The sequence below is a fragment of the Streptomyces sp. CC228A genome, assembly GCF_021390935.1.
Classification (GTDB): Bacteria; Actinomycetota; Actinomycetes; order Streptomycetales; family Streptomycetaceae; genus Streptomyces.
This window is the reverse complement of the sequence record NZ_JAJPUI010000001.1, coordinates 307,809-333,576: the sequence shown is the minus strand read 5'-3', so window position 1 is coordinate 333,576 and position 25,768 is coordinate 307,809. Positions and strand designations below refer to the sequence as shown.

Sequence of the window (25,768 nt, the reverse complement as noted above, 5' to 3'; positions counted from 1 at the left end):
GGCGGGCCCGTCAGCCGCTGTGCCGGAACCCCTTGCCCGTGCGGTCGAGAGGGTCGGGGGCGAGGCCCAGGAAGCGGTCGCGGAGGGCGTCCCAGGCGGCGAGGCGGGTGAAGTCGGGCGTGTCGAGGAGGCCCTGGCGGTCGGTGAGGAAGGGGTTGGGCAGCAGGACGGTCATCATCTGCTCGTCGCGGCCGTTGAACAGACGGATCCCCCAGCTGACGGGGGAGCCGTCGGAGCCGATACTGCGGTAGAGCTCGGCCCGGGAGCAGCGCCGGATGCGGCCGAGTTCGGGGCCGGAGGCGGTGTGCTCGCCGATGCACAGGTGGAAGTGCCAGGCGCCGAAGTCGATGGTGGCGTAGCCGTCGTTCATGGTGATGGCGGTAGGGGCGCCCGGGGCGCCGACCTCCCAGGCGGCGCCTTCGATGATGGGCCCGAAATGGATGTGCTGCCAGTGGTCGGTGAAGACGGTGGTGACGAGGTCGAGAAGGGTGGCCTCGTCGACCGGGAGGGGCCAGATGTGCTGGGTGCCGCCGCCGGGGGTCTCGACGACGGTCGGCTCGGTGGTGGTCATGCGGACTTCTCCTTGGGGTCGAGGACGCAGTCGCCGCAGGTGCCCGCGCCCGGCACGCGGTAGTACAGGCAGCAGCTGCGGCGTCGGAAGGCGAGCGGTCCGGGAGGAGTGGCGCGGCACGTGCCGGTGCCCGCCAGCGGCGGCCGGTCCAGCAGCGCGCGGACGAGCGGTACGACAGGGAGGAAGGGGGCCGGCGCCCTGGCCAGCAGGACGCGGTGGGCTCCGATCAGCGCCGAGGCGGCGTTGCCCCGCAGGGTGTGCGGGGAGACACCCGACACGTGCCGTACGGCGTCGGCCCAGGGGGCCAGGTTCCGGACGGCGACGGTGTGGAGCAGGGCCGGGAGCGGTTCCTGGTCGACCTCTCTCAGGTCGGGGAGCCACAGGTCGAGCGGGCCGGAGGCGGGCAGGCGCCACCACAGCCGGTCGGGCGCCAGGTCCGGGATGCGACCGGTGAGCGTGGCACAGGCCAGGGCGATCGACCAGAGCCGGGAGGCGGTGCCCAGGTGCAGGGTGGACGCGGCCACCCTGGGCTGGTCGGTGCCGAGCCGCCCGGCGACGGCCCGTACGCACTGCTGCAGCGCGTCCCGGTCCGCGTACAGGTCGGTCAGCGGCCGGAAGCCCTCGGTGTCGGGGCGGTGGCCGGTGGCCAGGGCGAAGTAGGGGCCGATCGCGGAGACCCGGACCAGGGCGTCGGGGGCGAGAGCCGGCGTCACCATGTCCGCACCGTCCGCGTGAGTTCGTGGAAGCCCTGGACGGGTATGCCCCGTCCGTCCGGTCCGGTGAGGGTGAGCCGGCCCGCGCCGTCCCAGCTCACCTTCCCCTCGGCAGGCGGAGCACTCTGGTCGGCGACAGCCAGCCCTTCCCGGGCGAGGGCGCGTTCGAGGAGCGGGAGCACGTCGGCCGGCGCGTCCACCGTGACGGAGGCGCGCGCGGTGCGGCGCAGGCCGAAGGTGCCGGACGCCGGGTCGAAGGCGAGGTGGTCGGCGTCGAAGGCGGCGGCGACGGCGCCGCTGCGGATCAGGTCCTCGGGTGCGCCGGTGTGGACGCGGGATGAGCGGTCGACCAGCCAGACGGCGTCGGCCACCCGCAGGGCCAGCTCCAGATCGTGCGTACTGACCACCACGGTCAGGCCCTTGTCCCGGGCCAGGTCGCGCAGCAGCACGGTGAGCGCCACTCGCGAAGGGACGTCGAGGAAGGCGGTCGGCTCGTCGAGGAGGACGACCTCGGGTTCCTGGGCGAGAGCGCGCGCGGTCAGGACGCGCTGGCGTTCGCCGTCGGAGAGCTCCGCGGCCGGGCGGTCCGCCAGATGCTCCGCGCCCACCGCCTTCAGCGACCACTCGACGGCCGCGTGGTCGACCATGGTGAGGCGGCCGGTGAACCCGGTGTGCGGGTGCCGGCCGAGCCCGGTCAGTTCCCGCACGGACAGCAGCCCGGGGTCCACCCGGTCGGTCAGGACGACCGCCAGGCGCCGGGCGAGCGCGGTCGGCGACGTCCGCGCGAGCTCGGCGCCGCCGATCCGGATCCGGCCGTCGAGCGGCGGAAGGAGCCCGCACAGGGTCCGCAGCAGCGTGGACTTGCCCGCGCCGTTGGGGCCGAGCAGGACGGTCAGCTCGCCGGCGCGCGCTTCGAGGTCGAGCCCGGCGAGCACGGCCCGCTCCGCTCCGCGCCCGCGTCGCGGAGACCGGGTGCGGTAGCCGACGGCGAGCCCCTGCGCGACCAGGCCGCCGAAGCGGCCCGGCCCGTCGGCCGTGTCCGTGCGGGCCTCGGTCAGGGTGTCGGTCACGAGGCCACTCCTTGTACGCCGCGGCGGCTGCGGATCAGGAACGCGATGACGACGGGCGCGCCGAACAGCGAGGTGATGGCGTTGAGCGGCAGCACGGCGTCCGTGCCGGGCGGCTGGCTCAGCAGCGCACACGCGAGCGCCAGGAACGCCCCGGCGAGCATCGACGCCGGGATGAGCGCCCGGTGGTCCGAAGTCCCCAGCGCCACCCGCGTCAGATGCGGGACGGCCAGGCCGAGGAAGGCGATCGGCCCGCAGAACGCGGTGGCCGCCCCCGCCAGCAGCGACGTGGCGAACAGCGCGAGGTCGCGGCTGCGCCGCACGTTCAGGCCCATGGTGCGGGCGTAGTCCTCGCCGAGCAGCAGGGCGTTGAGGCGTTTGGCGGTCAGCAGCGCGGTGAGCAGGCCGGCGCCGACGACGGGCAGCATGACGTGGAGGTCGGGCCAGGTCGTGGCGCCGAAACTGCCCAGGCCCCACATGACGAACTGCTGGGCGCGCTCGGGCCGGGCGTAGACGAGCATCACGCCGACCACGGCGGTGGCCGCCGAGCCGATCATGACGCCGACGACGAGGAGAGTGACGGCCGACCGCACCCATCGCGAGAGCAGCAGCACGAGGGCCAGCACGGCGGCGGCGCCGAGCGAGGCCGCGATGACGACGCCCACGCGCCCGAGGCCGGCCAGGTCCCCGGTGAAGCTGCCGGCGACCCCGCCGGTGCCGACCACCACGGCGGCGACGCCCATGCTGGCGCCCGAGCTCACCCCGAGGGAGAACGGGTCGGCCAGCGCGTTGCGGAACAGGGTCTGCATCTGCACGCCGGCCACCGCGAGCGCGGCGCCGACGGCGGCGGCGGTCAGCGCGCGCGGCAGCCGCACCTGCTCGACGATGACGGTCCACCGCGGGTCCTCGGCGGCGTGGCCGAACAGGATCCGTACCACCTCCGCGACCGGGACGGGATGGGAGCCTGTGGCGATGGCGAGGACGAACAGCAGAGCGGTACCGGCCGTAAGGGCGAGAACGACGACGAGGCGCCGCCGCACCGGCCGCGGGGTGCCCGCGGCCGGTGCCGGCACAGCGGTCTGATGGATCGTCACGCCTTGGGCACCGGCTGGTAGAAGGTGAAGGTGTGCCCCTTGGCCTGGTCCGGGTGCATCAGCGCGAACAGGTCGGCGAGGACCAGATCCGGGCGCAGCACCCCCCGCTCGAAGTAGTCGTTGCCGCCGCCGGGGCCGAGGGCCTTGGTGTTCGTCCAGACGGCGCCGTCGGACACGGCCCTCAACTGCCCGTACCGGCTGTCTGCCTTCACCGCGTCGGCGGTGGACTTCCACTGCTGGTCGGCGATCCAGATCCGGGCCTGGCCGCCCTTGGCGTACACGGCCTCGAAGTTCAGCTGTACGTTGCCGGTGCCCGCCTTGTCGGCCCACGGGTAGGTGCCGCCCGCGTCCTTGATCAGCCGGGCGGCGTAGCTGCCGCCGGCGGGCATGGACCACGTGCCCTGGTACATGGTGCCGGGCAGGACCTCGACGGGCTTGCCCGCCGCGGCTGCCTGCGCGCCCTTCTCGGCGACCTTCCGGTAGTCGCCCTCGATGGTGTCGAACACCTCGCCGGCCCGCTTCTCCGCTCCGGTGAGCGCGGCCATCGCCTTGACCCACTCGGCGCGGCCGAGCGGACTGGCCTCCAGCCACTCGGCGTTGGCGACCACGGCGATGCCCGCCTGACGCAGCTTCGGGTACTGCGGGTCGTCGGTGCCCTGGGTCATCAGCACGTCGGGCTTGGCGCCGATGACCGTCTCGGCGTTGAGGGTCCGGTCCTTGGCGTACTCGGTGACCTTGCCCGCCTTCACCCGCTCGAGCACCTGGGCGGAGGAGATGGCCGTGGCGCTCGCGACGCCGGTCAGCACGTCCAGGGTGCCGGTCTCGGTCAGCAGCGGCAGGTGGGTCGTCGAGGCGGAGTACAGGCTCTTGACAGGCACGGTGACCTGCTGTGCGGACGCCAGTTCACCGGTCAGCTTCGGCTTGGGAGCACCGCACTTGACCAGCACGTACGACTCGGGCTTCCCCTGGGGGAAGGGCTCCTTGACGGTGAGGACCTGGTAGCTCTTCTCGTACCGGAGCGTGAAGTTCTCGGCGTGCTTCACCGTCGACTTGACCGGGAAGTAGTCCTTGGCCGGGTCGAAGTCCTCGATGCACCCCTCGCTCTCGGCCCGGGCCTTGGGATCGGCTGTGGTGCCGGCGTCGCCGCCGCACGCGGTGAGTGTGAGGGCGACGGCGAGGAAGGCCGCCGCGGCGGCCTGACGGCGGCCGGGCAGGACGGATCGTACGGACAAGGTAACTCCTGGTGGCATGCGTGAGCAGCGCGTACCGGCATTCGGGTGCGCGGATGCGGCGTACGGGAAGGAACCCGCTGGGGTCGTCAGAACCTGGGGGAGCGGGCCTGTGAGTCAGGCCGGGCAGGCGGGTTCGGTCGAAACACGGGCAGCACGGGGCTGCCGCCGCACAAACGCAGGCACACGAGTGCCACCGCCTCTCCTGGGGAAATCCGCCCCGTACATCGAGGTGCGACGGCGTGAGTCTCCTGACTCGGGATCACAGCTTCTCCGGCCTTCCCACCCCGGACGGGGCGGTGGCCATGGGCGGAGTCGCTCTCCCTACACAGTGGCGGTACCGTGCCGGAATCTCACCGGCTTCCTCGTTCCGCCGTCGCTTGACGGACGGAAGCATCGCAGAACAGGCCGCCGCCCCGCCAGACCCGCTTCTGTGCGATCAGCCACAGGACGTGGAGGTGCGAGCCGGTGCCCGGGCCGGTTCGGCCGCGTGCGGCTCCCCGGGACCTGGAGGACGCCAAGGCGTGGCGTCGCCGGGCAGCCACGGACGAGGAGCGAGGCGCGTTCGTCGACCCGCGTGACGGGCCCGTCACGCCGGCCGAGGACATCGGGGCCCGCTGGGCGCCAGGCTGCGCGAGGCGTGGCCGATGCCTACGGTACGGCGAGTCCGCGATGCCGTCAGCGAGCGGAACAGGATCGCCGTCGTAGCCCGCCTGGGGTGCGGACTCCGCCAGGGCGAGGTCTTCGCCCTCAGTCCGGAGGGCACCGACTGCGAACGCGGCCTGCTGCCCGTCCGGCGCCAAGTGCAGGCGCGGGAAGCCGGAGAGTCCGTCGTGGCCCTGATTCCATGGGCTCGGACACGCCCCGCCGTCGATCACCCTCGGTTACTATGCTCACTTCATGCCGGAAGCCGGCAGCAAGGGGCGCGCCCTCATCGACGGTCTGCTCGGGGAGCGGGGCGGCCGGCTCGCCGGCCAGAAACTTCCCTGATTCACCCCAGCGCCGTGGACCGATGATTCCTGCCTCTACGCCCCAGGGGAGTTGTCCGTGGACGGTAAGGCTGAAGAGATGGGTGGCCTGGGAAAGTGTTGGAAGAGGTCGTAGCGACCCGCTATGTCACGCCCCTGCGTGAGGGCGGCTCGCTTCCCGGGATCGTCGAGGCCGACGATCTCGGCACGTACGTCATGAAGTTCACCGGGGCCGGGCAGGGCCGCAAGACGCTGGTGGCCGAGGTGATCTGCGGACAACTGGGCCGCCGGCTCGGGCTGCGCGTCCCGGAGCTGGTCACCATCCGGCTCGACCCCGTCATCGGCCTGGGCGAGCCCGACCAGGAGGTGCAGGAACTCCTGAAGGCGAGCGGCGGGCTGAACCTCGGTATGGACTACCTGCCCGGGTCGATCGGCTTCGACCCGCTCGCGTACGTGATGGACCCCGTCGAGGCCGGTCGTGTCGTCTGGTTCGACGCCCTCATCAACAACGTCGACCGGTCCTGGCGCAACCCGAACATGCTGGTCTGGCACGGCGAGCCCTGGCTCATCGACCACGGTGCCACGATGATCTGGCACCACAACTGGCCCGGCGCGCAGGCGTCCGCCGCCAAGCCGTACGACGCGTCCGACCACGTGCTCGCCGGCTTCGGCCCGGACATCGCCGCCGCGGCGGCCGAACTCGCCCCGCGGGTCACCGGGGAACTCCTCGCGGAGGTCGCCGCCGACGTCCCGGACGAGTGGCTGGCGGGCGAGCCCGGCTTCGCCTCCGCTGACGCCGTCCGGCGCGCGTACGCGGAGGTGCTGCTGCCGCGCGCAGCGACCATCCACGAGCGCGTCACCATCGGCGAGCGGACCGGCCGCAGGCCCTCCCGGGCGCCCGGCTGGCTCACCGACCACCTGGCCCCCTGGCCCCACCCCACCCACGGCACGAAGGACAGCGGCAAGTGAGCGAGCGGGACGTCTTCGAATACGCGGTGCTGCGCGTGGTGCCGCGCGTGGAGCGCGGGGAGTGCTTCAACGCCGGCGTCGTGGTCTACTGCCGCGCCCGGTCCTTCGTCGCCGCGCGCACCCACCTCGACGAGCGGAAGCTCGCCGCGCTCGACCCGGGCGCCGACCTGGCGGGCGTACGGGCCGCCCTGCACGCCGTGGAAGGGGTGTGCCGGGGCGGTGACGACGCCGGGCAGGCGGCGAGCGACGACGCCGGGCGGCGGTTCCGCTGGCTGGTCGCGCCGCGCTCCACGGTGGTCCAGCCCGGGCCGGTCCACACCGGGCTGACGGCCGACCCCGAGGCCGAGGTCGAACGGCTGCTGGACGTCCTGGTCCGCTGAGGGGTCCCCCGGCCTCCGTACGCCGCACACGTGATCCCCGGCACCCGGGGCACGGGCCGTTGACACCGGGTGCCAGGGCTTCTAGCGTCTCGTCCTGCTGAAGGTACTAAGCGGTCGCTCATCGCCCTGGGAAGGGGTCGGCGCGCGGCCGAGGGACTCAAGGGCGAGGAGAACCAGCATGTCCACCACCCAGCAGCGCGTCGCCGTGGTGACCGGGGCCGCGCGCGGCATCGGCGCCGCCACCGCCGTACGGCTCGCGGCCGAGGGGCGCGCCGTCGCCGTGCTCGACCTGGACGAGGCCGCCTGCAAGGACACCGTCGACGCCGTCACGGCGGCCGGCGGGACCGCCCTCGCCGTCGGCTGCGACGTCTCCGACAGCGCCCAGGTGGAGGCCGCCGTCGCCCGGGTGGCCGGCGAGCTCGGCGCGCCGACCATCCTCGTCAACAACGCGGGCGTCCTGCGGGACAACCTCCTCTTCAAGATGACCGAGTCCGACTGGGACACCGTGATGAACGTGCACCTCAAGGGCGCGTTCCTGATGTCCAAGGCGTGCCAGAAGCACATGGTCGACGCGGGCTTCGGCCGCATCGTGTGCCTCTCCTCGTCCTCCGCGCTCGGCAACCGCGGCCAGGCCAACTACTCCGCGGTGAAGGCCGGGCTCCAGGGCTTCACGAAGACCCTCGCCAAGGAGCTCGGCAAGTTCGGCATCACTGCCAACGCCGTCGCGCCCGGGTTCATCGCGACCGACATGACCGCCCAGACCGCCGCACGCGTCGGCATGGGCTTCGAGGACTTCATGGCCGCGGCCGCCACCCAGATCCCCGTCCAGCGGGTCGGCCGCCCGGAGGACGTCGCCCACGCCATCGCCTTCTTCACCGGCGACGACGCGGGCTTCGTCTCCGGGCAGGTCCTGTACGTGGCGGGCGGACCGCTCGACTGAGCGGGCGCAGAGGACGACCGGGAAGAGGAGAGCAGCACATGACCGCAGGAGAACGCCCCGAGCCGACCGGACGGGTCGCCCTCGTCACGGGCGCGAGCCGGGGCATCGGGTACGGGATCGCCGAGGCGCTCGTGGCGCGCGGCGACCGGGTGTGCATCACCGGGCGGGGCGAGGACGCCCTCAAGGAGGCCGTGGAGCGGCTCGGCGCCGACCGGGTCGTGTACGTGGCCGGCAAGGCGCACGACGAGGCCCACCAGGCGGCCGCCGTCGAGCGCACCATGGAGGCCTTCGGGCGTGTCGACTACCTGGTCAACAACGCCGGGACGAACCCGGTCTTCGGGCCCATGGCGGATCTGGACCTGGGCGTGGCGCGCAAGGTCTTCGAGACCAACGTCATCTCGGCGCTCGGCTTCGCCCAGCGGACCTGGAAGGCGTGGCAGCAGGAGCACGGCGGCGCCATCGTGAACATCGCGTCCATCGCCGGCCTGTCCGCCTCGCCCTTTGTCGGTGCGTACGGGATGAGCAAGGCCGCGATGATCAATCTGACGCAGCAGCTCGCCCATGAATTCGCGCCGATTGTCCGAGTGAACGCCATTGCCCCGGGTGTCGTGAAAACGAAATTCGCGCAGGCGCTCTACGAAGGCCGTGAAGCGGAGGCTGCCGCCGCCTATCCGCTGGGGAGGCTCGGTGTGCCCGCCGATATCGGAGGGGCCGCCGCATTCCTTACATCCGACCAATCGGACTGGATCACCGGGCAAACCCTGGCGATCGAAGGGGGAATTTTCCTCAATGCCGGAGTCGGCTGAGGTGGATTACGCCTGATTGGCCGAGATATGCACTCAAGTGCCCCACCGGTCCCTCGCATTGACCTGGTGGGGCGCTGCGGTATGGTCGGCCGACCATGGCTGAACGAGGAGCGTGTGCACGTGTTCAACCGGACCAGCCTGCAGGCATCTGCTGCAGCCCTTGCGTCCATATCCCTGCTGGCGGGATGCGGTCTCTTCGGCGATGAGAAAGCCGAGGCGGAGCAGAAGATCGTCGTGGGAACCACCAGTTCTCCGACCACTCTCGACCCTGCTGCCGCCTGGGACAGCTCCTGGGAGCTGTACCGGAACGTCTTCCAGACGCTGATGAGTTTCCCCACGGGAAGCACGGTGCCGCAGCCGGACGCCGCGGACTGCAAGTTCAAGGACACCGCGAGCAAGGTCTACGAGTGCGAGCTCCGTGACGGCCTGCAGTTCTCGACGGGCAGCAAGCTCGACGCCCGGGCAGTGAAGCACTCCATCGACCGCATCCGCGCGATCAACGTGGAAGGCGGCCCCAACGGACTGCTCGGCTCCCTCGACACCGTCGAGACCACCGGCGACCGTATCGTGACCTTCAAGCTGAAGAAGTCCGACGCCACCTTCCCGTTCGTGCTGGCCACGCCTGCCATGTCGATCGTCGAACCCGCCTCGTACCCGGCGGACCGGCTCCGCCAGGACGGCAAGGTCGTCGGCTCCGGCCCGTACAACCTGGAGAAGTACACCCCGGACGTCGAGGCCGAGCTGGTCAAGAACCCCACCTACAAGGGGTTCGCCGACCGCAAGAACACCGCCGTCACCATCCGCTACTTCAGCGAGTCCGAAGCCATGGTCGCCGCGCTGAAGAAGAAGGAGATCGACACCACCTACCGCGGCCTCACCGCCGAGGAGATCGTCGACCTGAGGGAGAAGAAGCCCGAGAACGAGGGCCTCCAGCTCGTCGAGACCACCGGCGCCGCCATCCAGTACCTCGTCTTCGACGGCGACGACGAGATGACCGGCAAGGTGGCCGTCCGCCGGGCCATCGCCCAGCTCATCGACCGCGAGGCACTCGTCGCCAAGGTCTACCAGGGCACCGCCGAACCGCTGTACTCGATGGTCCCCAAGGGCATCGTCGGCCACACGACGAAGTTCTTCGACCAGTACGGGGACCCCGACGTCGACAAGGCGCGCGAACTGCTGGCCGAGGCCGACATCACCAAGCCGGTGAAGCTGACCTTCGGCTACACCACGGACCGCTACGGTTCCTCCACCGCGGCCGAGTTCGCGGAGATCAAGCGGCAGCTGGAGGCCAGCGGGCTCTTCGAGGTGACCCTGGAGGGCAAGCCGTGGAAGGAGTTCCAGCCGGCCTACCAGAAGGGCGCCTACCAGGTCTTCGGCCGCGGCTGGTTCCCCGACTTCCCGGACCCGGACAACTTCATCGCGCCGTTCGTCGGCAAGGAGAACGTGCACGCCGACCCGTACGAGTCGCCCGAGATCACCGAGCAGCTCCTGCCGGAGTCCCGCCGCAAGTCCGACCGCGGTGCGGTGACCACCCAGTTCGAGAAGGCGCAGGAGATCCTCGTCAAGGACGTGCGGCTGCTGCCGCTCTGGCAGGGCAAGCAGTACGTCGCGACCAGCCAGGAGATCGGCGGCGCCGAGCGGGCCCTCGACCCGCAGACCGTCATGCAGGTCTGGGAGCTGCACCGCAGGACCAGCTGGTAGGAGACGGTGCGGGGGTCGTTGTCAGTGGCCGCAGGTAGGTTCTGAGGTGCACAAGCGATCCCACACCGGAGGTTGTTGACGTGACCGACACCGCTTCGCTGCCCGAGTCCTGGCGCGGCGTCCTCGGCGACGAGCTGCACAAGCCGTACTTCAAGCTGCTCACCGAGTTCGTCGCCGAGGAGCGGGCCAAGGGGCCGGTCTACCCGCCGCACGACGAGGTGTTCGCCGCGCTTGAGGCCACCCCGTACGACAAGGTCAAGGTCCTGGTCCTCGGCCAGGACCCGTACCACGGGGAGGGCCAGGGCCACGGCCTGTGCTTCTCCGTCCGGCCGGGCGTCAAGACCCCGCCGTCGCTGCGCAACATCTACAAGGAGATGCATGAGGAGCTCGGGCACCCGATCCCGGACAACGGCTACCTCATGCCGTGGGCCGAGCAGGGCGTCCTGCTCCTGAACGCCGTGCTCACCGTCCGGGCGGGCGAGGCGAACTCCCACAAGGGCAAGGGCTGGGAGACGTTCACGGACGCCGTGATCAGCGCCGTCGCCTCCAGGCCCGACCCGGCGGTGTTCGTCCTGTGGGGCAACTACGCCCAGAAGAAGCTGCGGCTCATCGACGAGACCCGGCACATCGTGGTCAAGGGCGCCCACCCGTCGCCGCTGTCCGCGAAGAAGTTCTTCGGCTCCCGCCCCTTCACCCAGATCGACAAGGCCATCGCCGAGCAGGGGCACGAGCCGATCGACTGGCGCATCCCCGACCTGGGCTGACCGCCGGACCACCCCGGCGCCGCCGCACCACCCGGCGGCGCCGACCCCCACCGCCCGGTGCGGCAGCGCCGTGCCCGTACCGGCGGCCGTGCCCGCACCGGCGGCCGCACCCGCACCGGCCGCTGCACCCCACACCGGCGGCCGCACCCGCACCGGCGGCCGCAGTCCTCCGCCGGGCGGGGAGCAGTCGGCGCCGCACGCCGTCGGGCCGGCCGCGCGCCAGTGTGCAGGGCCGCGTGCCCGGGGCGCCGGGCCCGCCCGACATCCCTGCCCGGCATTTCCGTCCGACGTGCCGGGAACGGCCCGGCCGGGCCGGCCACCGGCGCCACCGGCCGCGGGAGTCCCCACGACGACCGCGTGCGGCAGCTCCGTCGTCACCGGGAGCCCACCGCACCGGCCCTCGGCGGTCCCGCGTCGGCCCGCGAAGCCTCCGGCTGCCACCGCCCGGCGGACGGGCGCAGTGCACCCCGGCTGGCCGGGTGGCCCGCGGCCCGCACCGGCTGTACGACACCGCCGGGCGGACGACGGTACGGGGCGCATGACGGCGGATCCGCGCGGGGCCGGTTAGCGTCGTCGGAGCGGAGGACCGGCGAGCAGGGAGAGCACGTGGCGGAGCAGCGGCAGAGCGCGTCCGACGACGCCGTCATGACCAGCATCGGGCAGGCCACGATGCTGCTCCACGCGGGAGACCGCGAGGAGGCCCGCAACCGCTTCCACGCGTTGTGGGCGCGGATCGGGCAGGACGGTGACCCGCTGCTCCTGTGCACCCTCGCGCACTACATGGCCGACGCGCAGGACGACCCCGGCTCCGAGCTCGCCTGGGACCTGCGGGCCCTGACGGCGGCCCGGGCGCCGGACGACGAGCGGCCCGGCCGGCGCGACCGCGCCGCCGCCCTGCGAGCGCTGTACCCCTCGCTCCACGTCAACCTCGCCGCCGACTACGTGAAGCTCGGCCGGCCCGACGACGCGCGCGACCACGTCGACCGTGCGCGGGACTCCGCGGCGGCCCTCGGCGACGACGGGTACGGCGACGGCGTCCGCGCCGCCATCGCCCGGCTGGAGCGGCACCTGAACGGCACCTGACGGCGCCGCGTCAGCGGCGGGACGCCTGGCGGCAGGCCCGGGCCCCCTGGCTGCCGCGGCCCCACGCCCCGTACTCCTCCGACAGCGCGCACACGTCCGGCACGGCGACGGAAGCGGGCGGGCGCACAGGCAGCCGCGGCACCGGCGGGACCCCGGTGTGCGCGGCACGGCGGGGACGAGGCGGGCGCCGCCGCGGCGCTGCGGGGCCTTGGGCGCGGACCTGCCGGCGGAGAGCGGCGCCGCCGACCGGGCGCGCCGCTCCGGCGACCGGGCCCCGGCCTGCCCGCGGGCGGTGTCCGCCGCCGCCCCCGCGGCAGCCGCACGGGGGCGCTGCGGCACCCCGGCGGGCTCTCCCGAAGCGGCCGGACCCGTGCTCTCCAGTACCTCGCGGGGCGGCGCCTCCGACACCGCAGGCCCTGCCTCCCACGCGCCCCGTACGGGATCCTCGGCCGCCGCCGGGAGGTGGGCGGGGCCCGACCGCTGCGCCGGCACCGACACACACCCCGAGACGGCCGCCACCGTCACCGCCAAGGCCACGCCCACCAGCACCCGGACGCGGGTCCGCCTCGTTCCTCGCACCCCGCCACTGTGCGGGGCAGACGCCCGCCGCACATACCGCTACCCGCGGTTACGGCACGCACGGGTGACCGCCTCACTCGCCGGTTGCCCCGTCGATCCGCTCCCGCAGCAGGTCCGCGTGGCCGTTGTGGCGCGCGTACTCCTCGATCATGTGGATGTAGATCCAGCGCAGGGTGAACGCCTGGCCGCGGCTGCGCCCCCGGGACGGTTCGTCAAGGGAGTCGGCCGCGGCCGCGAGCACCCGGGCCCGTGCGATCTCGGCCTGCCACGTCGCGTACGCCTCCTCCCACGTGTCCTCCTCCGTGGGATGGAAGTCCGCGTCGCGGTCCTCCTCCGTGGAGTAGACCGCGGCCGCCTCCTCCCCGGCCAGGACCGAGGCGAACCACCAGCGCTCCACCTCCGCCATGTGCCGCACCAGCCCCAGCAGCGACAGGCCGGACGGCGGGACGGACACCTGCCGCAGCTGGTTCCCGTCCAGGCCGCGGCACTTCATGGCGAGGGTCTCGCGGTGGTAGTCCAAGAAGGCTTCCAGCGTCGGGCGTTCGCCGCCGAGCGCGGGGGGATCGATGCGTGTGTCAGTCGTCATACCGGCATCTTCGTGCCGCGAAGCGCGGATGCACCAGCGGATATAGGGGACGGCACCGGCCGGGCACCGCGGCCCGGCACCAGCCGATCACCGGAACCGGGCACCGCCGTATGCTGCACGGAGCACGGCGAGAGGAGAACACCCGTGAAGGTGGCCTGCATCGGCCTCGGCGACATCGCGCAGAAGGCCTATCTGCCGGTCCTCACCACCCGCCCCGACGTGGAACTGCACCTGCAGACCCGCACGCCCGCGACGCTGGCCCGGGTCGCCGACGCCCACCACGTGCCTGCCGACCGCCGCCACAGGGAACTGGACGGGCTGCTGGCCGCGGGGCCGCTCGACGCCGCGTTCGTGCACGCGCCGACCGACGCGCACCCCGACATCGTCACCCGGCTGCTCGACGCGGGAGTCCCGACGTACGTCGACAAGCCCCTCGCCTACGAACTCGCCGACTCCCGGCGCCTCGTGGAGCTCGCCGAACGCCGCGGCACCAGCCTGGCCGTCGGCTTCAACCGGCGCTTCGCCCCCGCCTACGCGCAGTGCGCCGACCACCCGCGGGACCTGATCCTGCTGCAGAAGAACCGCGTGGGCCTCCCCGAGGACCCCCGCACCCTTGTCCTCGACGACTTCATCCACGTCGTCGACACCCTGCGCTTCCTGCTCCCGGGCCCCGTCGAGCACACGACCGTCCGCGCCCGGATGCGGGACGGCCTCATGCACCACGTCGTGCTGCAGCTGTCCGGCGACGGCTTCACCGCCCTCGGCGTCATGAACCGGATGAGCGGCTCCGCGGAGGAGGTCCTCGAGGTGTCCGGCCGGGACACCAAGCGCCAGGTGCTCAACCTCGCGGAGGTCGTGGACCACAAGGGCCAGCCCACGGTGCGGCGGCGCGGCGACTGGGTGCCGGTGGCGCGGCAGCGCGGCATCGAGCAGGCCGTCCTGGCGTTCCTGGACGCCGTACGGGCGGGCAGGACGCTCAGTGCCCGCGACGCCCTGCTGACCCACGAGCTGTGCGAGCGGGTCGTACGGGACTCCCTGGAGCGGAGCGGCGCCTGAGCTCGCGCACCGCCGCCGCACCCGCCGCCCCCGCCAGGACCGCGGCCGCCGCCTTCACCGGCCAGTCCCCGAACCGGACGTACGGGGTGCCGGCCTCCGTGAGCGGCACCTCGTACACGGCGGCGGCGCTCCGCTCCGTACCGAGCGGCACACCGATCCGCGCCCCGTCCGGCCCGTACACCGCAGTGACCCCGGTGAGCGTCGCGTGCACCATCGGACGGGCGGTCTCCGCCGCCCGCAGCGCCCCGAGGGAGGCGTGCTGCTCGGGCGCCCAGGTGCCCTGGAAGGTCGATGTCGCCGACTGGGCGACCAGCACGTCCGCGCCGTCCCGGACGAGCCGGCGGCTCATGTCGGGGAACGCCGTCTCGAAGCAGACCAGCGGCCCGAGCCGCGCGTCCCCGGGGGCCTCCGCGCCGAGGGGCATCACGACCGGACGCTCGCCGCGCCTGCGGTCCTCCTCCGCGGCGCGGCCCACCGACGTGGCCCAGCCCAGCAGCGACCGCGCCGGCACGTACTCGCCGAAGGGCACGAGCCGCATCTTGTCGTACCGGTCGCCGGTCGGGCCCCCGGCGTCCACCAGGACGCTGCTCTTGTAGATGCCCGGCAGGTCCGAGCGACGCGCGTCGACGTTGACCAGGATCTCCGCCCCGAGCTCCCGGGACAGCGCGGCCAGCCGGTCGGACAGGTCGGGCCGGGCCGCCAGGTCGGCGCCCACGCTGCTCTCGCCCCACACCACCAGGTCCACGTCCCGCCCGGCCAGGGCCCGCGTCAGCTCCTCACCGCGCGCGAACCGCCGCTCGGCGCCGTCCGGCCCGTCGAACACCCCCGGCTGGACCACCGCGACCCGCAGCCGCGCGCTCGCCGCCGGCTCCTCGTAGCGGACCCACACCCCTGCCACGGCTACCGCACAGGCCGCCAGCGCGGCCCCGGCAGCGGCGGCCGGCCGCACCCGGGAACCGCCGTGGCGGCGTGCGGCCGCGGGCCCCGCGCCGGGGACGGCCGGGCGGCGCGGCGGCGTCGCAGGGCGATGGCCGGGAGGCTCGGGCGTCCGTGCGGCGGGCTCCGCCACGGGGGCGGTGGGTTCCGCCGGGGGTGCTGTGGGTTCCGCCACGGGGTCGGTGGGTTCCGCCGGGGGTACTGCGGGTTCCGCGGCGGGGGCGGTGGGTTCTGGCACGGGTACTGAGGGCTCTGCCGCCCGGGTGGCGGGCTCCGGCGCGAGCGGGCGCTTCCCGTTCCCGTACGGCGACGGGGCCCGGGCCTCGTGCGGCGCGGCCGGGTGGGCCCCGCTCCCGGCCCTGACGGGCCGGGGTGCCGCCGCATCGGCGGCGGCAGGCGCGGACGCCGCCGCCACCAGGAGGGTGACCGCCGTGTTGACCGCCACCACCAGCAGCGTCACCAGCCACACCCCGCCCACCGAAGCCACCCTCAGCGCCGCCGGGACCTGCCACTGACTCGCCCCCAGGAGCCCCCACGGGCCACCCAGTGCTTCCCACGACCTGACCAGCTCGACCAGCAGCCACGCCGACGGCACCACGGCCAGCCCCGCCACCGCGCGGCCACCGCCCGGCACGCCGTGCAGGAACCGGTGCACCAGCCACCCCCACGGCGCCCACAGCAGCCCCAGCAGCGCCGCCACCACCACCGTGAAGACGTGCAGGTGCGGCAGCAGCCAGTGGTGCACGGCCAGCGTGAAGCCCAGCCCGCCCAGCCAGCCGTCGAGCGCCGCCCGCCGCCCGTCCCGCGCGGAACGCACCAGCAGCATCCAGGGCACGAGGCCGACATAGGCCAGCCACCACAGGGACGGCTCGGGGAACGCCGCCGCGGGCACGGCCCCGGCGAGCACGGCCAGGACGCCCCGGCCCCACCGCGACGACGGGATCCCGCCGCCCGCATCCGCATGCGCGTCGCCTCCTCGCCGTCCAGTGTGGCGGAGGCGGTCAGTCCGGCGCCGGTGCGTCCGGCACCGGCGCGCCGGGCGCCCGGCGCCACCGCTCACGGACCTCGACCTCGTGCAGGCGCCAGCCGTGCTCGGTGCGCCGTACCCCGAAGCGGTACCGGCCGCCGCCGAGGAATCCGCCGAGCGGCACCGCGTTCAGGTACTCCGCCCGCGCCTCGGCGCGGTCCGCCGGGAAGCCGTCGCGGTCCTCCAGCCGCACCAGGCGGTTGAGGATGAGGTGCTGGCGCACGGGGAAGTCCCGCAGCGACCGTGCGAGCCAGGAGGCGACCTCGCCCACGGGGCCCGCGATGCCGCCCGCACCCCGGTAGTCGACGTGCGCGTCAGGCGTGAACAGCCGCCCGTAGGCCGTCCAGTCGGCGTCGTCCACGGCGAGGGCGTAGCCGGTCATCAACTCGTCGATGGCCAGCCGGTCCATCACGGTGGCCAGGTCCACTCGCTGTGTCATCACCCCAGTGTCCGTCCGCCCCGTGCGACACGCCAGGACCCGTCAGGCCGCTTCCCACTGATGCGCGCGCCCGCCCCGCCACTCGACCAGGTGCGGGTCGTCCAGGTCGATGTCGGCGTCGTCGAGACCCGTACGGCGCAGGAACTCCACCAGATCCGCGTCGTTGCGGGCCAGGCCCACGATCTGCCCGCGCACGGTGACCCGCCGCCCGCCCCCGGCGGTCGGCCGGTGGACGACGACGGGCGCGTGCCAGGCCATGCCTCCAGGGTGCGCCCCGCGCAGGCGGACCGCAGCCCGTACGGCGTTCACACGGGGTGCGGACGGACCGCGCGGGTGCGGACCGGGCCCCTGGGGCGCGCGGGGGCCGGGCGGGTGCGGAGGAATCACCTCCGTCCGCGCGCCACGTGCTCTCGCGCCGCCCGCTTCCGGTGCGGCACGCTCTCCTGGAGGTGTCCGGGTCGCAGAACCCCGGACCACGGGCCGCCGGTACCCCCGCCGGCGGCCCGCACCGTCTCCGTCAGCGGGCCGCACCTCCGTCAGGGGGCCGCACCTCCGTCGGCGGCCGGCGCCTTCGCCGGAGGGCAGCGCCTCCGCCAGTGGCCGGCACCTGCGTCAGTGGCCCGCAGGCCGTCAGTGGCCCGCGGCCTGCCCGGCGGTCGGGCTGAGGACACCCAGCCAGATCAGCGCCAGCAGCACCAGACCGAGCCCTATCCGGTACACCACGAAGGGCATGAAGCTCTTGGTGGTGATGAACTTCATGAACCAGGCGATGACGGCGTAGCCCACGCAGAAGGCGATGACCGTCGCGAAGACCGTCGGCCCCCAGGACACGTGGCTCTCGCTCACGGACTTCAGCTCGTACACCCCGGACGCCATGACGGCGGGGATGGCGAGGAGGAAGGAGTACCGGGCGGCGGACTCGCGGGTGTAGTTCATGAACAGGCCGCCGCTGATCGTCGCGCCGGACCGGGAGACGCCCGGGACGAGTGCCATCGCCTGGCACAGGCCGAACACCAGGCCGTCCTTGACGCCCAGGTCCGCCAGCGTCTTGCGGGGCGCGGCGGCGCGGTGCCGGCCGCCTTCCTGCGCGCGGGCCGCCAGCCGGTCGGCCACGCCCAGGACGACACCGAGCACGATCAGCATCGTCGCGGTGAGCCGCAGGTCGCGGAAGGGCCCTTCGATCTGGTCCTTGAGCGTCACGCCCAGCACACCGATCGGGACCGAGCCGACGATGACCAGCCAGCCCAGCCGGGCGTCCTGGTCCGCGCGCATCGACTTGTCCGTCAGGGACCGGAACCAGGCGGACAGGATCCGGCTGATGTCCTTGCGGAAGTAGATGAGGACGGCGGTCTCCGTGCCGATCTGCGTGACGGCCGTGAACGCGGCGCCCGGGTCCTGCCAGCCCGCGAAGGCCGCCGTGAGACGCAGATGGGCGCTGGAGGAGATCGGGAGGAACTCCGTCAGCCCCTGGACGAGTCCGAGGATGAGCGATTCGAACCAATTCATGGGGCCAGGGCCGTCCCGAAATGTACGTGTGCGGTCAAAGGATGCGGTGCAGCGTATCGCCCGACGGTGAACGGACGGTGATCATCCGATGTCGGGCAGCCGTGTCACACCGGCTCGCTCTCCACCGCCATCGCCCTGACCTGGGCCGGTACGGGCAGCCGGACCGGCACGGCCGCGCCACCCGGGCCGCCCACCGGGCCCCTGAGCGCGAGCCGGTGCCGCTTGCGCCAGGCGACCACCGCACCCGCGGCCACGCTCACCACGATGAACGCGGCGGAGATCAGGAAGGCCGGCGAGGTCGGCGAGCCCGCCTGGCTGCCCGCGATCACGTACGCCGCCGTGTTGGGCACGCAGCCGATCCCCGTGCCGACCAGGAACGGCGCGTACCCCATCCGGGAGACCGCCGCGCAGTAGTTGGCCGCCGCGAACGGCACGCCGGGGAACAGCCGGATCGCCAGCGTCGACCGGAAGCCGTGCCGGCTGAGCTGCCCGTCCGCCAGCTCCAGGAACCGGCCGCGCAGCAGGGGCCGCAGCCCGTCCTGGCCGAGGACCCGGCCGAGCGTGAAGGAGATGCCCGCGCCGAGGACGGTGCCGCCGACGGCCGCCGCCAGCCCCGCCTGGGCACCGAAGAGCGCGCCCGCCGCCAGGTTCAGCACCGGCCGCGGCACGAAGGCCGCCGTGCACAGGCCGTACGCCACGCCGAACAGCACCGCGGCCGCGGCACCCCGGTCTGCGGCGGCCAGCCGCCGTCCGCCAGCAGGCGCTGCGGCTCGTACGTCAGGACCGCCGCGGCGCCGCAGGCCAGCAGCAGGACGAGCAGGGCGAGCCGGGCCCGGGGGGACAGGAGCACCCGGGCGCAGCGCAGGGCGGGACCGGCCGGCGGGCGCGGGGTGGCGGGCGGGAGCATTCGGGGAGCGTAACCGAAGCGGTCCGTTGATCGCCGTGACGGACGACGCTTCCCGGTGCTCCCGCGTCCTGGTGCTCCCGCGTCCTGGTGCTCCCGCGTCCTGGTGCTCCGCGCCTCGGCGTTCCCGCGCCGTGGCGTTTCCGCGCCCATCGCGGGCGTCGCCTGCCACCCCGCCGCCGTCGCCGCCCGCCACCCCGTAGCAGTCGCCGCCGGTCACCCCGTAGCAGTCGCCGCCCGTCGCAGTCGCCGCATGCCGCACGCCGCACGCCGCACTCGCCGGCCGCTGCGGCTGCCGCCGTGTTGCGGCCGCGGCCCGCCGCCCCGCTGGAGCCGCCGCCCCGCATCGCATATCCGCTGGAGCCGCCGCCCCGCTCAGGACTTCGCCCGGCGGTCCGGGTGGTGGGGCCACGGAACCCGGCGTCCGGGCGGGGTGGTGCGGGCGGTGTCCGCGGCGCCTGTGCGGGAAGCCGGGGGAGGGGTCCGTGCCGTACGGGCGGTGGGGATCCGGGGCCCCGCCGTGCCGGACCGGATCCCCGCTTCCGGGTCCGGGGCGGCGGCCCCCGCGCTCGGCGTCGGCAACCGGCGCCGAGGTGCCGCGAGGTGCGGCTGGGGCGGGACAATGGCCCGGTGAACGAGCCCCTCCCCGTCCTCCGCGCCGTCGACGGCGGCACCGCCAAGCTCATGCCGGACGTCGACCGGGACCGGGCCTGGCTGCTGACCGTGGACGGCGCCCCGCAGTCGTACGTCGACCTGGACGATCCGACCCACCTGGAGTTCGAGTACGCGCGTCGGCTCGCCCACGTCGTCGACTGCGCGGGCCCCGAGGCCGCGCCGCTGGACCTCGTGCACCTCGGCGGCGGTGCGTTCACCCTGCCGCGCTACGCGGCAGCCACCCGCCCGGGGTCGCGGCAGGAGGTGGTGGAGGCGGACCGGGGGCTGCTCGCCCTGGTCGCGGAGCACCTGCCCGTGCCCGCCGCCTCGGGCATCACCGTGCACGGCGCCGACGCGCGGGCCTGGCTGGAGGCGGCGCCGGCGCGCTCGGCGGACCTCGTCGTCGGGGACGTCTTCGGCGGCTCGCGGGTGCCGGCGCACCTGACGTCCGTCGAGTACGCGCACGTCGTGGAGCGGGTGCTGCGGCCGGGCGGCTGCTACGCGGCGAACCTCGCGGACGGTGCGCCCTTCCCGTTCCTCCGCTCGCAGCTGGCCACCTTCGGAGCCGTCTTCCCCGAGCTCGCACTGATCGCCGAACCCGCCGTGCTGCGCGGCCGCCGCTTCGGCAACGTCGTACTGGTGGCGTCGCACACCCCCTGGACACGGCCCGGCTCGCACGGCGCGCCGCCGGCGACCCGTTCCCCGCGCGCGTGGAGGAGGGCGAAGCGCTGGCGCGCCTCACGGGCGACGCGCCCGTGGTCCGGGACGCGGACGCCGTGGCGTCACCGGTCCCGCCCGGCGGCGCCTTCGGCATCGGCTGAGACGGCAGCGGCCGGAGCCGCTCCGCCCGCGGCGACCTCCTTCGTCCGCCGCGTCAGGTTCCGCACATCGGGGACGAGGAGGACCAGCGCGGTCACCAGGACGATCAGCGCCGCGCAGCCCCACAGCGCCTGCGGGCGCCCGAAGAGCTCCTCCGCGGGACCGGCGAGAGCGGTGGACAGCGGCAGCATGGCGGTGGAGCCGAACCAGTCGTACGCGGTGACCCGGGACATCTTCTCCTCGGGTATCTCCTGGTGCAGCGTGGTCATCCAGGCCACGCCGAACACCTCCAGCGTCACCCCGCACACGAACATCGCCGCCATCAGGCCCGGCAGTTGGAGGGGCACGGCCAGCGCCGCCGACGGCAGCGCCAGCGGGAACACGCACAGCGTGCCGACGAGCAGCATCCGCCGGGGCTTCCAGCGCAGCATCAGCAGTGCGCCTCCGATGGTGCCCGCGCCGAAGGCGGCCAGGGCGATGCCCCAGGGCCGTGCCCCGCCCAGCGCGTCCCGGGCGACCAGCGGCCCGTACACGGCCTCGGCGGCGCCGACGACGGCCACGACGACGGAGAACTGGGCCACGATGGACCACAGCCAGGGGCGGCTCGCGACCTCTCGCCAGCCCTCCCGCAGATCCGCCAGCAGACCGCTGCCGGGCGTCCGCTCCGGGATGTGGCTCACGTCGAGGAACGCGCGCAGCGCGCCCGCCACGGCGAAGGCGGCCGCGTCGATGGCGAGGACCCAGCCGGGCCCGAAGGCGGCGATCAGCGCCCCGCCGAGTGCGGCGCCGCCGATGGTGGCGCCGTTCATCGCCATCCGGAACAGGGCGAACGCCCGGGCCGCGTGCTCCCCGGTGACGCTGGACATCAGCATGCCCTCGGCCGCGGGGTTGAAGAAGGCCTGTCCGGTGCCGCACAGCGCGGTCAGCACCATCATGTGCCACAGCTCGGCGGCGCCGGACAGCACGAGGGCCGCGAAGGCCGCTTGCGACACGCAGTTCAGGGCGTTGGCAGCGACCATGACCCGGTGCCGCGGCAGCCGGTCGGCGACGGCTCCCCCGATGAGGAGGAAGAGGACCAGGGGCAGGAACCGGGCGGCGGCCACGAGGCCGACGTCCCCGGCGTCGCCACCGGTCTCCAGCACCGCGAAGGCCGCCGCGATGAGGGCTCCGTGCGTGCCGAGGTTGGTGACGACCGCGGAGGCGGTCAGCAGCAGGTAGTTGCGCTGGGCGGCGGGCTGTCTCACATGCGGACTATCGCCTGTGCGGGGGCCCGCCGCCAAACGGATTGCCCGTCAGACGGCGAACCCCGGCCGGTCCCCTCCGCTCCGGCCTTCGGCCGCCGCCCGCCCGGGCCGTCCGAGCGGGCGGCCTACTGCTTCGGCTGCTCGTCAGCGAGGCGCACGGTGCTCAGGATCTTCTGGATCGTGGCCTCCGGGAGCTCGTCCTTGACGCCCGTCGGGCCGTAGAGGCACCAGGTGGAGAAGTCGCCCTTGGCGTTCTTGAAGGAGAACGCGATGGCCTTGGTCTCCGTGTCGCACTTGTGCTCGTGCTTGGTGTTCTCGGTCTTCGCCGTCGCCACGTGGCCCGTGAGTCCGGACTTGGTGGTGTACGGGGCCGGCTTGCCGAGCTTGACCTTCTCCTTGGGCTCGTCCTGCGCCTGCGACCAGGCCCAGGTGCCGGCCTCGTTCAGCGCGGCGTTGCCGGTGTCCTTGGCGCCCTGGGCGCCCTTGGTACCGGTCGAGGCCAGCCCCCATGTGTCGGGTGTGCCGTCCTTCTCGGCGTCGTACGAGCACCATTCGCTCTTGTAGTACGCCGGTGCCGACATGACGTTGAAGGCGGCGGCGCCGCCCTCCTTCTCGTCCGTCACGATGTGCATGACGCCCGAGCCGCTGACCTCCCAGTCGGCCGGAACGTCGAACAGCGTGCCGTACTTGGGGTTGTAGACGACCTTCCAGCCGGGGATGGTCGGCTGTGCCGCGCCGTTGCCCGCACGGGGGTTGTCGACGGCGGAGGGCGACGGGTCGGCCGCCGGAGCGGAGACGCTCGCCGCGGGCTTGGCGTCGGGCTTGGCGACCGACTCCTTCCCGTCGTCGCCCAGCACCACATAGCCGGTGACTCCGGCGGTGGTCAGGACGGCCAGGGCGGACACGGTCGCGACGACCACCGTCGTCCTGCGGCTGCCGGACGCCGGCGGCGCGGCCGCGGCGGGCGGCTGGCCGGGCACGGCGTACTGCGGGACGGTGGGCTGCTGGTAAGGGTTCGGCTGGCCGTAACCCGGCTGCTGAGGGTGGCCAGGCTGCTGGTACCCCGGCTGCTGCTGGTAAGGGTTCGGCTGCTGGTACCCCTGCTGCTGGTACGGATTCGGCGCGTTCTGGTCCTGCGGGTTCTGCTCGCCCCCGGGCGGCTGCTGTCCTGGCCACATGGCCAGTAACCATAGAGGGGCGGGGTGACGCGTGCCACGGCCGCCCCCGGTCACCTGTACGGCACAGGGTTACGCACGGATGCTACCGCCTGGTAACTTCGGCGCATGTCCGAGACGCTGCCGAACATCGGCGAGATGCTGCTGGCCACGGTGCCCATGGCCAAGACCCTGAACCTGGACGTCGTCGAGGCGACCGCAGACCGCGCGGTGCTGCGCCTGCCCGACCAGAAGGACTTCCACAACCACGTCGGCGGCCCGCACGCCGGCGCGATGTTCACTCTCGGCGAGTCCGCCAGCGGCGCCATCGTCATCGGTGCCTTCGGCGACCAGATGGGCCGGGCCGTGCCGCTCGCCGTCAAGGCCGAGATCGCCTACAAGAAGCTGGCGATGGGCGTCGTCACCGCCACCGCCACCCTGGGCCGCACCCGGGACGAGGTCATCGCCGAACTGGACGCCGGGCAGCGCCCCGAGTTCCCCGTGAACATCGCGATCACCCGGGAGGACGGCGCGGTGACGGGCGAGATGGTCATCACCTGGACGCTGCGCCCGACCTCCTGACACCCGCCGGGTCCGCCCCTCGGCCGGACCCTCCGCCGACCGGCTGCGCCACGACGCGCCCCGCCTGCCCCCGCCACCGCTTCCCGCCGGTGACGGGGGCAGGTGCGTTCGGCGGTGCGGGCAACCCCGGCGGTCCTCCGCCCGTCTTCCCCGGTGATCCTGATCCTGATCGTGATCCTGATCAGGATGTTGATGGTCCCGGCCCTGGTACGCGCCGCGCCCGGCGCCGTCGGCGGCCGGGCGGCCTCCCGACCTGCCTTGCGCGCACGGCCGGCTGCGGCTCCCGCGCCGCATGGACCACATCGGCTTCACCCCATCCCGCAGCACACAGACACGGAGGAACCGGCGTTGCACGTCCAGGAGTGGCTGGAGACCGTCCCCCCGCTCACCATCTACGTCCTGGTGGGCGCGGTGATCGGACTGGAGAGCCTGGGGGTCCCCCTGCCCGGAGAGATCGTCCTGGTCAGCTCCGCCCTCCTCGCCTCCCAGCACGGCGACATCAACCCGTATGTGCTCGGCGCCTGCGCGACGGCCGGGGCGATCATCGGCGACTCGATCGGCTACGCCATCGGCCGCAAGGGCGGGCGTCCGCTGCTCGCCCGGTTGGGCGCCAGGTTCCCCAGGCACTTCGGCGAGGCCAACATCGCGATGGCCGAGCGGTCCTTCGAGAGGTGGGGCGTGTGGGCCGTCTTCTTCGGCCGCTTCGTCGCCCTGCTGCGGATCTTCGCGGGCCCGCTGGCCGGGGTGCTCCGCATGCCGTACGGGAAGTTCCTCCTCGCCAACGTCCTCGGCGGCATCCTGTGGGCGGGCGGCACGACCGCCGTCGTCTACTCGGTCGGAGTCGTCGCCGAAGCCTGGCTGAAGCAGTTCTCCTGGCTCGGCCTCGTACTGGCGGTGGCGGTCGGGCTCACGTCGGTGCTGGTGCTCAAGCACCGGGCCAAGAAGGCCGCGGCCGCGGCGGAGGCGGAGCCTGCCGCGGCGGTGTCCGTCCCAGCGGCCGGCAGTCCGTCGCCGGCAGCGCCCGCCCCCGGGGCCACGGCTCCCTCGGGCGATGCCGCGGACGGCAGCGCCTCGGGCGGTGAGCGCGTCCCCGCGGCCGTCGGCACCGACTGACCCGACCGCGCCGGCTCGCGGCGCCGGCCCTGGCAGCCGCCGGGCGCCGGGCGGTCCGTCGGACTGCCGCATGCGGCCGCGGGCCCGCGGCGTGCGACCGGCGGTCGGCCGCGTACGGCCGCGGGGGCCCACCGTGCCGCAGGTCCGGCCCGTGCGGCCGTGGGCGTGCCGGGGAGTGCGCGTCCGCCCGCTCGGCGGGCCCCGGGGTGCGCCTCAGGAGGCGTGGGCCTCCCGGTGGGCGCGGGCGAGCTCCCCGTACATCGCCGCGTTCAGCCGGATGCCCTCGCGCTCCTCCTCGGTCAGCTCCCGCTTGACCCTGGCCGGCACCCCCGCCACCAGCGACCCGGGCGGGACCCGCATCCCCTGCGGGACCAGAGCCTGCGCGGCGATCAGGGAGCCCGCACCGATGTGGGCGCCGTTGAGGACCGTGGCCCCCATGCCGACCAGCACGTCGTCCTCGACGGTGCAGCCGTGCAGGACCGCGTTGTGGCCGACGGACACCCCCGCGCCCACCGTGACCGGGAATCCCGGGTCCACGTGGACGGTGCAGTTGTCCTGGATGTTGCTGTTCTCGCCCAGGGTGATCGGCCCGCAGTCGGCGCGCAGCACGGCGTGGTACCAGACGCTCGCACCGCGGGCCAGCGTCACCTCGCCCACCACGACGGACGTCGGCGCGGCGTAGGCGCCCTCGTCCACCTGCGGCTCCTTGCCGCCCACCGCGGCGATCAGCGGTCGTTCCGTCATCGTCGGCCTCAGCTCCTCGAGCTCGCGCCACCTCGTCGCGCCAGACCGAACCGTATGCCACCCGCCGTGCCGCCCCTGCGGTGGGGCGAACATCACAACTCCGTGGCCTGACCAGCGATGATCGGGCCCATTACGGTGTC

The 25,768-nt window shown here is 73.8% G+C and carries 23 protein-coding genes, 2 pseudogenes and 1 riboswitch; of the genes and pseudogenes, 11 read left to right on the top strand and 14 right to left on the bottom strand.

From position 1 onward, the window contains the following. Positions 1-10 precede the first annotated feature (10 nt). From L6E17_RS01490 to L6E17_RS01470, 5 genes are read right to left on the bottom strand one after another with little or no spacing between them, the layout of a single operon-like run. Positions 11-571, bottom strand: coding sequence for a hypothetical protein (locus L6E17_RS01490; RefSeq protein WP_236238980.1), 561 nt, complete (start codon positions 569-571; stop codon positions 11-13). Continuing rightward, entirely contained in the window at positions 568-1,287 is a 720-nt protein-coding gene (locus L6E17_RS01485) for a (2Fe-2S)-binding protein (RefSeq protein ID WP_236238979.1), read from the bottom strand. The genes L6E17_RS01490 and L6E17_RS01485 overlap by 4 nt, the downstream gene beginning before the upstream one ends. After that, positions 1,281-2,354, bottom strand: coding sequence for an ABC transporter ATP-binding protein (locus tag L6E17_RS01480; RefSeq protein ID WP_236238978.1), 1,074 nt, complete (start codon positions 2,352-2,354; stop codon positions 1,281-1,283). Before L6E17_RS01480 ends, L6E17_RS01485 begins: the two co-directional genes overlap by 7 nt. Next, entirely contained in the window at positions 2,351-3,445 is a 1,095-nt protein-coding gene (locus L6E17_RS01475; RefSeq protein WP_236238977.1) for an iron ABC transporter permease, read from the bottom strand. The genes L6E17_RS01480 and L6E17_RS01475 overlap by 4 nt, the downstream gene beginning before the upstream one ends. Beyond that, entirely contained in the window at positions 3,442-4,677 is a 1,236-nt protein-coding gene (locus L6E17_RS01470; RefSeq protein ID WP_236238976.1) for an ABC transporter substrate-binding protein, read from the bottom strand. Before L6E17_RS01470 ends, L6E17_RS01475 begins: the two co-directional genes overlap by 4 nt. A 220-nt stretch (positions 4,678-4,897) precedes the next feature. Beyond that, positions 4,898-5,082, bottom strand: a riboswitch (cobalamin riboswitch). A 677-nt stretch (positions 5,083-5,759) separates the two neighbouring features. Between L6E17_RS01470 and L6E17_RS01465 the strand changes: the two genes are divergently transcribed. The 7 genes from L6E17_RS01465 to L6E17_RS01435 all read left to right on the top strand — a co-directional run bounded on the left by L6E17_RS01465 (position 5,760) and on the right by L6E17_RS01435 (position 12,285). Then, positions 5,760-6,611 carry a HipA family kinase gene (locus L6E17_RS01465; protein ID WP_236238975.1) on the top strand — a complete coding sequence of 284 codons (852 nt, stop codon included), beginning with the start codon at positions 5,760-5,762 and terminating at the stop codon, positions 6,609-6,611. After that, positions 6,608-6,991 carry a DUF3037 domain-containing protein gene (locus L6E17_RS01460; protein WP_236238974.1) on the top strand — a complete coding sequence of 128 codons (384 nt, stop codon included), beginning with the start codon at positions 6,608-6,610 and terminating at the stop codon, positions 6,989-6,991. The genes L6E17_RS01465 and L6E17_RS01460 overlap by 4 nt, the downstream gene beginning before the upstream one ends. Positions 6,992-7,169: 178 nt before the next feature. Further along, positions 7,170-7,931 (top strand): 3-oxoacyl-ACP reductase FabG, encoded by a 762-nt coding sequence (gene fabG, locus L6E17_RS01455; protein WP_236238973.1) that lies wholly within the window; start codon positions 7,170-7,172, stop codon positions 7,929-7,931. 38 nt (positions 7,932-7,969) lie between these two features. Next, a complete protein-coding gene (locus tag L6E17_RS01450; RefSeq protein WP_236238972.1) occupies positions 7,970-8,737 on the top strand; it encodes an SDR family oxidoreductase in 768 nt (255 codons plus the stop codon). A 120-nt stretch (positions 8,738-8,857) separates the two neighbouring features. Further along, the gene (locus L6E17_RS01445; RefSeq protein WP_236238971.1) at positions 8,858-10,438 is read left to right on the top strand and encodes an ABC transporter substrate-binding protein; all 1,581 of its coding nucleotides are present in this window, start codon (positions 8,858-8,860) and stop codon (positions 10,436-10,438) included. Between the two features lie 80 nt (positions 10,439-10,518). Next, the gene (ung, locus tag L6E17_RS01440) at positions 10,519-11,202 is read left to right on the top strand and encodes a uracil-DNA glycosylase (protein WP_236238970.1); all 684 of its coding nucleotides are present in this window, start codon (positions 10,519-10,521) and stop codon (positions 11,200-11,202) included. Positions 11,203-11,847: 645 nt separating this feature from the next. Next, on the top strand, positions 11,848-12,285 hold the full coding sequence (locus L6E17_RS01435) for a hypothetical protein (RefSeq protein WP_236239597.1): 438 nt from the start codon (positions 11,848-11,850) through the stop codon (positions 12,283-12,285). Positions 12,286-12,937: 652 nt separating this feature from the next. Here the strand turns inward: L6E17_RS01435 and L6E17_RS01430 are convergent. Beyond that, entirely contained in the window at positions 12,938-13,450 is a 513-nt protein-coding gene (locus tag L6E17_RS01430; protein WP_236238969.1) for a DinB family protein, read from the bottom strand. Positions 13,451-13,594: 144 nt separating this feature from the next. On the opposite strand from L6E17_RS01430, the gene L6E17_RS01425 reads away from it, so the two are divergent. Continuing rightward, positions 13,595-14,506 carry a Gfo/Idh/MocA family protein gene (locus L6E17_RS01425; protein ID WP_236238968.1) on the top strand — a complete coding sequence of 304 codons (912 nt, stop codon included), beginning with the start codon at positions 13,595-13,597 and terminating at the stop codon, positions 14,504-14,506. Here L6E17_RS01425 and lnt read toward each other — a convergent pair. From lnt to L6E17_RS01400, 5 genes and pseudogenes are all read right to left on the bottom strand, one after another. Further along, positions 14,427-16,349: an apolipoprotein N-acyltransferase gene (gene lnt, locus L6E17_RS01420; RefSeq protein WP_374108973.1), complete on the bottom strand. Its 1,923-nt coding sequence runs from the start codon at positions 16,347-16,349 to the stop codon at positions 14,427-14,429. The two genes, L6E17_RS01425 and lnt, sit on opposite strands and share 80 nt — an antisense overlap. Before the next feature lie 94 nt (positions 16,350-16,443). Beyond that, on the bottom strand, positions 16,444-16,908 hold the full coding sequence (locus tag L6E17_RS01415; protein WP_236238967.1) for a nuclear transport factor 2 family protein: 465 nt from the start codon (positions 16,906-16,908) through the stop codon (positions 16,444-16,446). Positions 16,909-16,950: 42 nt separating this feature from the next. Continuing rightward, entirely contained in the window at positions 16,951-17,166 is a 216-nt protein-coding gene (locus L6E17_RS01410; RefSeq protein ID WP_236238966.1) for a hypothetical protein, read from the bottom strand. 372 nt (positions 17,167-17,538) lie between these two features. Beyond that, positions 17,539-18,414, bottom strand: a complete 876-nt coding sequence (locus tag L6E17_RS01405) for an undecaprenyl-diphosphate phosphatase (protein WP_236238965.1) — start codon at positions 18,412-18,414, stop codon at positions 17,539-17,541. Between the two features lie 104 nt (positions 18,415-18,518). After that, positions 18,519-19,321, bottom strand: a pseudogene (locus L6E17_RS01400) (TVP38/TMEM64 family protein). A gap of 627 nt (positions 19,322-19,948) precedes the next feature. On the opposite strand from L6E17_RS01400, the pseudogene L6E17_RS01395 reads away from it, so the two are divergent. Further along, positions 19,949-20,793, top strand: a pseudogene (locus L6E17_RS01395) (spermidine synthase). Here L6E17_RS01395 and L6E17_RS01390 read toward each other — a convergent pair. Both L6E17_RS01390 and L6E17_RS01385 read right to left on the bottom strand, forming a co-directional pair. Beyond that, complete coding sequence (locus tag L6E17_RS01390; RefSeq protein ID WP_236238964.1) at positions 20,755-22,035, bottom strand: MFS transporter; 1,281 nt, start codon at positions 22,033-22,035, stop codon at positions 20,755-20,757. The pseudogene L6E17_RS01395 and the gene L6E17_RS01390 overlap by 39 nt on opposite strands. Before the next feature lie 125 nt (positions 22,036-22,160). Continuing rightward, positions 22,161-23,213, bottom strand: coding sequence for a hypothetical protein (locus tag L6E17_RS01385; RefSeq protein ID WP_236238963.1), 1,053 nt, complete (start codon positions 23,211-23,213; stop codon positions 22,161-22,163). Positions 23,214-23,318: 105 nt separating this feature from the next. Here L6E17_RS01385 and L6E17_RS01380 point away from each other — a divergent pair, with 105 nt between their 5' ends. Next, positions 23,319-23,771, top strand: coding sequence for a DUF4442 domain-containing protein (locus L6E17_RS01380; protein ID WP_236238962.1), 453 nt, complete (start codon positions 23,319-23,321; stop codon positions 23,769-23,771). Positions 23,772-24,119: 348 nt separating this feature from the next. Next, positions 24,120-24,884 carry a DedA family protein gene (locus L6E17_RS01375; RefSeq protein WP_236238961.1) on the top strand — a complete coding sequence of 255 codons (765 nt, stop codon included), beginning with the start codon at positions 24,120-24,122 and terminating at the stop codon, positions 24,882-24,884. Between the two features lie 213 nt (positions 24,885-25,097). On the opposite strand, the gene L6E17_RS01370 is transcribed toward L6E17_RS01375, so the two are convergent. Next, entirely contained in the window at positions 25,098-25,628 is a 531-nt protein-coding gene (locus tag L6E17_RS01370; protein ID WP_236238960.1) for a gamma carbonic anhydrase family protein, read from the bottom strand. Positions 25,629-25,768: the final 140 nt, after the last annotated feature.

Coding starts and splice junctions, on each gene's coding strand:
- L6E17_RS01450 (WP_236238972.1), top strand. CDS start 7,970: ATGACCGCAGGAGAACGCCCCGAGCCGACCGGACGGGTCGCCCTCGTC.
- L6E17_RS01415 (WP_236238967.1), bottom strand. CDS start 16,908: ATGACACAGCGAGTGGACCTGGCCACCGTGATGGACCGGCTGGCCATC.
- L6E17_RS01385 (WP_236238963.1), bottom strand. CDS start 23,213: ATGTGGCCAGGACAGCAGCCGCCCGGGGGCGAGCAGAACCCGCAGGAC.
- L6E17_RS01370 (WP_236238960.1), bottom strand. CDS start 25,628: ATGACGGAACGACCGCTGATCGCCGCGGTGGGCGGCAAGGAGCCGCAG.
- L6E17_RS01435 (WP_236239597.1), top strand. CDS start 11,848: ATGACCAGCATCGGGCAGGCCACGATGCTGCTCCACGCGGGAGACCGC.
- L6E17_RS01490 (WP_236238980.1), bottom strand. CDS start 571: ATGACCACCACCGAGCCGACCGTCGTCGAGACCCCCGGCGGCGGCACC.
- L6E17_RS01430 (WP_236238969.1), bottom strand. CDS start 13,450: ATGACGACTGACACACGCATCGATCCCCCCGCGCTCGGCGGCGAACGC.
- L6E17_RS01405 (WP_236238965.1), bottom strand. CDS start 18,414: ATGAATTGGTTCGAATCGCTCATCCTCGGACTCGTCCAGGGGCTGACG.
- L6E17_RS01380 (WP_236238962.1), top strand. CDS start 23,319: ATGTCCGAGACGCTGCCGAACATCGGCGAGATGCTGCTGGCCACGGTG.
- L6E17_RS01485 (WP_236238979.1), bottom strand. CDS start 1,287: ATGGTGACGCCGGCTCTCGCCCCCGACGCCCTGGTCCGGGTCTCCGCG.
- fabG (WP_236238973.1), top strand. CDS start 7,170: ATGTCCACCACCCAGCAGCGCGTCGCCGTGGTGACCGGGGCCGCGCGC.
- L6E17_RS01410 (WP_236238966.1), bottom strand. CDS start 17,166: ATGGCCTGGCACGCGCCCGTCGTCGTCCACCGGCCGACCGCCGGGGGC.